This is a genomic window from Streptomyces bobili, assembly GCF_002154575.1.
Lineage (GTDB): Bacteria > Actinomycetota > Actinomycetes > Streptomycetales > Streptomycetaceae > Streptomyces > Streptomyces bobili.
In genome coordinates this window covers 1-7,009 of sequence record NZ_MUBA01000110.1, presented here as the reverse complement: position 1 = coordinate 7,009, position 7,009 = coordinate 1, and the positions used below count along the sequence as shown (strand labels likewise).

Annotated in this window: 6 protein-coding genes and 1 pseudogene; 1 reads left to right on the top strand and 6 read right to left on the bottom strand. The window is 69.0% G+C overall.

Annotation, left to right across the window (positions count from 1 at the left end; all coding sequences use genetic code 11):
- Nucleotides 1-230 precede the first annotated feature (230 nt).
- Nucleotides 231-698, bottom strand: coding sequence for an RDD family protein (locus BZL64_RS10205; protein WP_086768274.1), 468 nt, complete (start codon nt 696-698; stop codon nt 231-233).
- 208 nt (nt 699-906) lie between these two features.
- Between BZL64_RS10205 and glnA the strand changes: the two genes are divergently transcribed.
- Nucleotides 907-2,316: a type I glutamate--ammonia ligase gene (glnA, locus tag BZL64_RS10200; protein WP_086768272.1), complete on the top strand. Its 1,410-nt coding sequence runs from the start codon at nt 907-909 to the stop codon at nt 2,314-2,316.
- A gap of 104 nt (nt 2,317-2,420) precedes the next feature.
- On the opposite strand, the gene BZL64_RS10195 is transcribed toward glnA, so the two are convergent.
- The 5 genes and pseudogenes from BZL64_RS10195 to BZL64_RS10175 form a co-directional block, all read right to left on the bottom strand.
- On the bottom strand, nt 2,421-3,662 hold the full coding sequence (locus tag BZL64_RS10195) for a tyrosine-type recombinase/integrase (RefSeq protein ID WP_086768270.1): 1,242 nt from the start codon (nt 3,660-3,662) through the stop codon (nt 2,421-2,423).
- A 79-nt stretch (nt 3,663-3,741) separates the two neighbouring features.
- A complete protein-coding gene (locus tag BZL64_RS10190; protein WP_086768268.1) occupies nt 3,742-3,984 on the bottom strand; it encodes a helix-turn-helix domain-containing protein in 243 nt (80 codons plus the stop codon).
- Nucleotides 3,985-4,439: 455 nt separating this feature from the next.
- Nucleotides 4,440-5,915, bottom strand: a complete 1,476-nt coding sequence (locus tag BZL64_RS10185; protein WP_086768267.1) for an ATP-binding protein — start codon at nt 5,913-5,915, stop codon at nt 4,440-4,442.
- Between the two features lie 2 nt (nt 5,916-5,917).
- Nucleotides 5,918-6,760 (bottom strand): bifunctional DNA primase/polymerase, encoded by an 843-nt coding sequence (locus tag BZL64_RS10180; RefSeq protein WP_086768265.1) that lies wholly within the window; start codon nt 6,758-6,760, stop codon nt 5,918-5,920.
- Nucleotides 6,757-7,009, bottom strand: a pseudogene (locus BZL64_RS10175) (SAM-dependent methyltransferase); the annotation flags it as partial. The pseudogene BZL64_RS10175 and the gene BZL64_RS10180, both read right to left, overlap by 4 nt.

Genomic DNA, 7,009 nt, shown 5'->3' with positions numbered 1-7,009 from the left:
GAAGCGTCACGACGGAGGGGGCGCCCGGACCGAGGTCCGGGCGCCCCCTCCGTCGTGCGTCGGGGGGCACGTGGATCGGGCGTCACGTGCGTCGTGCGTCTCACACGTCAGGCGTCACGTGCGTCGGGGCGTCCCGCGCGTCAGGCGTCACGTGCGTCGGGCGTCACGTGCGTCGGGCGTCCCGCGCGTCAGGCGTCCCACCCGGCGGGCGTCTCACGCCTTGCTCGCCCTCAGGTGCGGACCTCGACCGTGCGGGCGACGCGGTCGTGGAGGCCGCGGCCGTCGCGGTCCCAGATCAGGGCGGGGACGGCGAGGCAGAGCAGGACCGTGCGGGCAGCCGCGCGCAGGGGGTTCACGGTGCCGCTGTCGAGGGCCACGACGCGCAGGCGGAAGAGGCGCTTGCCGGGGGAGAATCCGAGCGTGCCGACCGTGAGCAGGCTCATCACGAAGAAGATCAGCAGGGCCCAGTTACTGGTCGCGGGACCGTAGCCGTGCGTGATCAAGCTGTATGCGATCAAGACGCACAGTCCCCAGTCCACGCCCAGGGCCCCCAGCCGGCGGCCGGGGCGGGCGATCGAGCCCGGCCCCTCCTCCGGCAGGCCCAGCTGCTCGCCCCGGTATCCGAAGTCGGCACCGGCGTCCTCCATGGCCGCGCGGGGCCCGGACAGCCACGATCCGATTGCTTGCCTGTTGTCCACCCGTCCACGGTACTGCGCACCCTTTTGCGCGCGGGACGCCGGGGTGCGCGGGCGTTACGGTGGAACAGGGTCGGTTAACTTCTGCGAAACAAACGGGTCACGCCCGAGAAACCACCCGTCCCTAGGGTCGACGACAGCGTGTGCCACCGCACTGGCCGCACGAACGAACTACCACCCCGGCTCGACGGTCGGGAGTAGGAGGAGCTGGATGTTCCAGAACGCCGACGAGGCCAAGAAGTTCATCGCGGACAAGGACGTCAAGTTCGTCGACGTCCGCTTCTGCGACCTGCCGGGCGTCATGCAGCACTTCACGCTGCCCGTCGAGGCGTTCGACCCGGACGAGGAGCTGGCGTTCGACGGCTCGTCGATCCGCGGTTTCCAGGCCATCCACGAGTCCGACATGGCGCTGCGCGCCGACCTGTCGACGGCGCGCGTGGACCCCTTCCGCCGCGACAAGACGCTCAACATCAACTTCTTCATCCACGACCCGATCACGGGCGAGCAGTACTCCCGTGACCCGCGCAACGTGGCGAAGAAGGCCGAGGCGTACCTGGCGTCGACCGGTATCGCCGACACGGCCTACTTCGGTCCCGAGGCCGAGTTCTACGTCTTCGACTCCGTGCGCTTCAAGACGTCGGAGAACGAGTCCTTCTACCACATCGACTCCGAGGCGGGCGCCTGGAACACCGGTGCGCTGGAGGACAACCGCGGCTACAAGGTCCGTTACAAGGGCGGCTACTTCCCGACCCCGCCGGTCGACCACTTCGCCGACCTGCGTGCGGAGATCTCCCTGGAGCTGGCCGCGTCGGGCCTCCAGGTCGAGCGCCAGCACCACGAGGTGGGCACCGCCGGCCAGGCCGAGATCAACTACAAGTTCAACACGCTGCTCGCCGCGGCCGACGACCTTCAGCTGTTCAAGTACATCGTGAAGAACGTCGCCTGGCGCAACGGCAAGACCGCGACCTTCATGCCGAAGCCGATCTTCGGTGACAACGGCTCGGGCATGCACGTCCACCAGTCGCTGTGGACCGGCGGCTCCCCGCTGTTCTACGACGAGGCCGGTTACGCGGGCCTGTCGGACATGGCCCGCTACTACATCGGCGGCATCCTCAAGCACGCCCCGTCGCTGCTGGCCTTCACCAACCCGACGGTGAACTCGTACCACCGCCTGGTCCCCGGATTCGAGGCCCCGGTCAACCTGGTCTACTCGCAGCGCAACCGCTCCGCCGCGATGCGTATCCCGATCACGGGCTCCAACCCGAAGGCCAAGCGCGTCGAGTTCCGCGCGCCCGACTCCTCCGGCAACCCGTACCTGGCGTTCTCCGCCCTGCTCATGGCAGGCCTGGACGGCATCAAGAACAAGATCGAGCCGGCCGAGCCGATCGACAAGGACCTCTACGAGCTGGCTCCCGAGGAGCACGCGGGTGTCGCGCAGGTGCCGACCTCGCTGCCGGCCGTCCTGGACCGTCTCGAGTCCGACCACGAGTTCCTGCTCGCCGGTGACGTCTTCACGTCCGACCTGATCGAGACGTGGATCGACTACAAGCGCACCAACGAGATCGCGCCGCTCCAGCTGCGTCCGCACCCGCACGAGTTCGAGCTGTACTTCGACGTGTGATATCGCCCCAGGTCAGAGCACCTGTTAGCTCTCCTGGGCCGTCTGTGGGCCGTCGGCCGTGCTCTTCCCACTCCGGGAAGGGCACGGCCGGCGGCCTTTTGCGCTCAGGGTCCGGGCGACACCCCCTTGCCGAACACTGAGTCGATGGCCCGGCGCGCCCGGTCCCTGCTGTTCGGCATCAAGTGTGTGTACGTCCGCAGCGTGAATCCTGGATCGGAGTGACCGAGGTACTCGGCCAGGGCCTTGATGTTCTCTCCCGAGTCCAGCAGGACCGACGCGTAGTAGTGCCGCAAGGCGTGCATGCCGTGCTCACGCGACGGTTTGAACCGCTCCCCCGGCACCCGCTCAGGAATGACACCGCCAGCAATCAGGGCGGGCTTCCACAGGTACATGTTGAAGTAGTTCCTGTTCAGTGCCTTACGCTCCCGCGAGTAGAACAGCAAACTCGCTGTGACCGGCGGACCGTCCGGGGTCTTCCACGGCAAAGTGACGTCGATAGGGGGCCGGCGGGTGATGTGCGCGGCAAGCGCATCCGACACCACGTCGGGCAACGGCACGTCTCGCAGCTTGCCGCCCTTGGGCGGGGCGAACACCATCTGCGGACCGACCAACTTGACCTGCCGTGCGATGTGCAGCACTCCCCCGTCGAAATCGACTTCATCGACGGCCAGCCCGAAGATCTCGCCTTGCCGCAAACCGCACCCCGCGCCGAGATCCACCGTTGTTGCGTACTGCTCCGGGAGTCCGGCGCGTACAGCCACCACTCGATCACGCGTCCATGGCTTGACCTTCCGAGGATCAAGCTTGGGTGCTCGCACGGAACCCGCACGGCAGGGATTGCGGGAGATGATCCCGTCGTCCACGGCCGCGCCGAACACAGCAGAGACGTTTGCGAACACGGTCCGCTGATATGACGCGGCCATCCCGGAGTCCATGAGTGCCCGTGCCCACGTGCGGATGTGGGTGGGCTGGAATGCGGTCATGGAGCGCGAACCAATGTACGGAAAGGCGTGCAGCCGGAACCGCAGCTCCATGTTCACGATGGTTGAAGGGTCCGTTGTCTGAGATGCCAGCCACGCCGTGGCGAAGGCTTGGAACGTCACCTTGCCTGCCGACGGGTCGACGTACTGCCCGCGCGTCATGTCCGTCTCGATGGCGCTCAGCCACTTCTCGGCAAGTCGCTTCTTGCCGTCGGAGAAGCTTTTCGACTTCTCGGTTCCGTCGGGGCCGATGTAGCGGGCCCGGTAGCGCAGGCCGCTGCCGTGGCGGTCGCTCTTGACCCTCACGGTCTTGCCGTCGGGGTTCGTCTCGGTCTTGAACCAGCGGTCTTGAATGTGGCCTGCCATGAGGCGGCGGTCCTCTCAACACGCAGCAGGGAGAGCCGCCGGGTAGCGGCTCTCCCTGCTGTCTGCGGTGGGTGTTGGGTCAGGCAGCGTCTTGGTCGGTGCTCTTGCGTTCGGCGACGTGAGCGAGCACGTCGGCGGGGTCGTAGCGGATGTACTTGCCGATGCGGAATCCGGGCGGTCCCATGCGCTTCCGGCGCCACTGGTAGACCGTCTCTTTGGGCACTTTGAAGATCACGGCGATGTCGTCGGCCGTGAGGTAGCGGTCCGGCAACCCGCCGCGGAGCGTGGCGCGCGGGTCCGGTTGTTCACGTGCGGTGCTCATGGCATGTCCTCCGTGCGCGGGCGAGGAGCCTGTTTCGGGGGCGGGCCTGTCCGAGGTGCGGATTTCTGCGTCATTGCGTCATCCGCGTCATCCAGGCGTCTGACCTGCGCCTTTGCGTGACGTAGCCGTTCGGGGCTGCGTCATGGCAGCGTCATGGGCTGCGTCATCGGTGACGCTGCTCATGACGCAGATGACGCAGGATGACGCAGAGTTGTCCGTCTGCGTCATGCCTGTAGCCGCAGGTGGGGGGCCGTTTTCCGGCGTGCATGACGCAGATGACGCAGCGCTTCCTTCTTAGGACAAAGGAGGGGGCGTCTGTTGTGGTCCGGTGGCGCCTCACAGCGTGAAGAAGGAGCCGCTGCGCGGCACGACCTTGGGGCGGCTTCGCCGAACAGCAAGAGGAGCACGCCGTGCCGCTGGTGCTCCTCTTGCTTGTCCGGGTGAGCGAGCGCGGGTCAGTGCATCCGCTGCTGCTCGTGCGGGGCGGGGGCGGCCCGGCGGGTCATTTCGAGGTAGCGGCCCTCGCTCGTGCGGCCGGTGTCGATGAGGACACCACGGGCGGCAAGGGTGGGCTGGAGGCGCTTGAGCCGGTCGGAGAGGACTTTTCCGGTGGTAGGCCACCCCTTGGGCAGGGGACGGCAGTCCTCGCCCGCGTAGAGGTGGCTGAGGCAGTGCAGCCACTCGGTGGAGGTCATCCGCTGCGCCGCACCGGGCTCGATGGTCTCGGCATGCCTGAGGACGGTCTGGGCGAGGAGGTCGCCCTCGATCACGTCGTCGTTGAGGTCGTCCAGGCTGGCCCGGTAGGCGGCGAGCGCTCCGAGGCCGGTGGCCGCGTCGAGCTGCGCGCAGAGGTGGGCGAAGTCGGCCATGCGCAGGTCGGTGGGCGTCTCTGCCTCGGCGGCGCGGACCTTGACCGTGAGGTCGAGGAGGGAGCCGAGAACGACGGGGAGAACTTCCGCGTAGTCCAGCCACAGTTCTGCCTCGGTGCGCCGGATGCTGGGGCGTTCCAGGCGCAGCGGCAGGAGCCGTTCGGCGAGGTCGGGACGGATGACGCCGACGTCGATGCCGGTCAGGAGCAGGGGCCGGCGGTAGCCGACGCGGAAGACGTCCCCGTCGGTGAACAGGGCGCGCTTGACGCTTTCGGCGCCGGTGACGATGCAGCACATGGCGTCGGACAGGTCCGGGGTCATGTGGGAGAGGTTGTCCAGGGCAGTGACCCATCCGGCCGCCACCGCCGCGATCAGGTTCTCCTCGTCCTTCGGTGCCCGGCGCAGGTCACCGCTCATGCCCTCGATGATCCGCACGAGCATCCGCCCACCGGTGGACTTGCCCGCGCCCTGCGGGCCGGTGAGGAACGGTGCGGGAACGGGCACGGACGGTCCCAGGCAGCCGATCAGCCACGCGATGGCCAGGCATTCGGTCTCGGCGTTGGCGAAGTTGCACAGCCGCATCAGCAGGTCGATGCCCTTGCCGTCGGTGTCCTTGACGGGCAGGGGCAGTTCCCCGGTGAGCTGGGTGCGCCGCCAGCAGACTTCGCGCGGGTCGGGGGTGAGGATGTCCCAGCCGGTGGGGTGGATACGGACGGACTGACCGTCATCGCGGCCCAGGTCCAGCCACGTCGCCCCGTCGAATCCGGGGGCCACACGGATGTTCACGGGCTGCACGTCCTCCGACAGCGCGAGCGCCTCGATCAAGTCCAACGCCTCCTTGAGTGCGGTCCCGTTGAACACGCCGATCCCGTCCCTGAATAGGCCGACCATGAGTTCCTGGCGGTGGCTGCCGGTCGTGCCCTGGGAGCGGATCGGGCGGGCGACGGGGTGGCCGTTCTTCTGCGCGTACACGGTCCCGTCGGCGGTGCGGAAGTACCGGAAGTGCGCCTGCGCGTACTCGGTGATGACCTCGCGGGCGGGGTTCTTCTCGTCGTCGGCCATGGTCACAGTCCCAACTGGGTACGGGCGTTGGTCCACGCATCGGCGCAGTGCCGGGCGGACTCACCCTTGGCCTGCGCGGCGGTGAACAGCCGCGCCACATGGGCGTCGGTGAGGCAGCCGCACCGGCCGTGCGTGGACAGCACAGCCAGGAACGTCCGGTAGACGGTGGCGTGCACCGCCTCGCGGGCTGCGGTGATGCGCTGCTCCGCCATGGCGATGCCACGCTCCAGGTAGGCCGGCGTGCGGTGCGGGCACGCCCCGCCCCCGGCCAGCGCGGGCACCGTGACGGCCGTCGTTCGCCCCGCGGCGGGCTTCTTCACGGTCAGCGCGCGCACGACATCCGGAAGGGCCGTGACGGTGCCGGTGCCGGGACCGAGCCAGCGGGCGTACTGCATGGCCGACTTGACGTCCACACCGGGCCGGACCGCGTTGGCGGACTGCATGGCGCCCTGGTAGAGCCAGTGCTCACCACGAGTGGTGGGCACGATGCGGGTGGCGGGCAGGGTTTGACGGGCCCACCGGATGGCTTGCGCACTGTCGAGGTCGACGACGGTGAGGCCGGCGCCGCCGGGGTGGTAGGCCACCGCCGCCGCCTCGCGCCACGCCCGCCGCCACGCGGGCGAGCCGATGACGCGGGGGTGGGTGGTGGCGGCGGCCCAGCCGTGGCAGGGCACCGGGCAGGCGCAGGGGCCGGGAGTCTTCATGTTCGGCCTACCGCCGCACGCGTTGCCGGTGCAGGCGGGGCAGTTCCCGAACGGCACCTTCCCCGCGCGCAGCGGCAGCACGGGCACGGAGTGCGCGGCGAGTGCCAGAGCAGTGTCCAGCAGGGCCGGGGCGGCGGTCATGCGGCTACCCCCAGGGCGGGGGCGAGCTGAGTGAGGGCGGCGCGGCCGATGTGCTGGGCGTAGGCGGGCGGGATGCACTCGCGGATGCCGTCGCGGTTCATCCACGGCACGCCGAGCACGCGGCGGGCGAGGGGGACGCCGGAGAAGTTGCCGACGAACTGGCCGTAGTGGCTGGGCGGGACGGGGCGCCCCATCTTGGCCTGCGGCACCAGGTGCTGGGGGTGGGCGGGCTCGCCCAGGAGGCGGTCA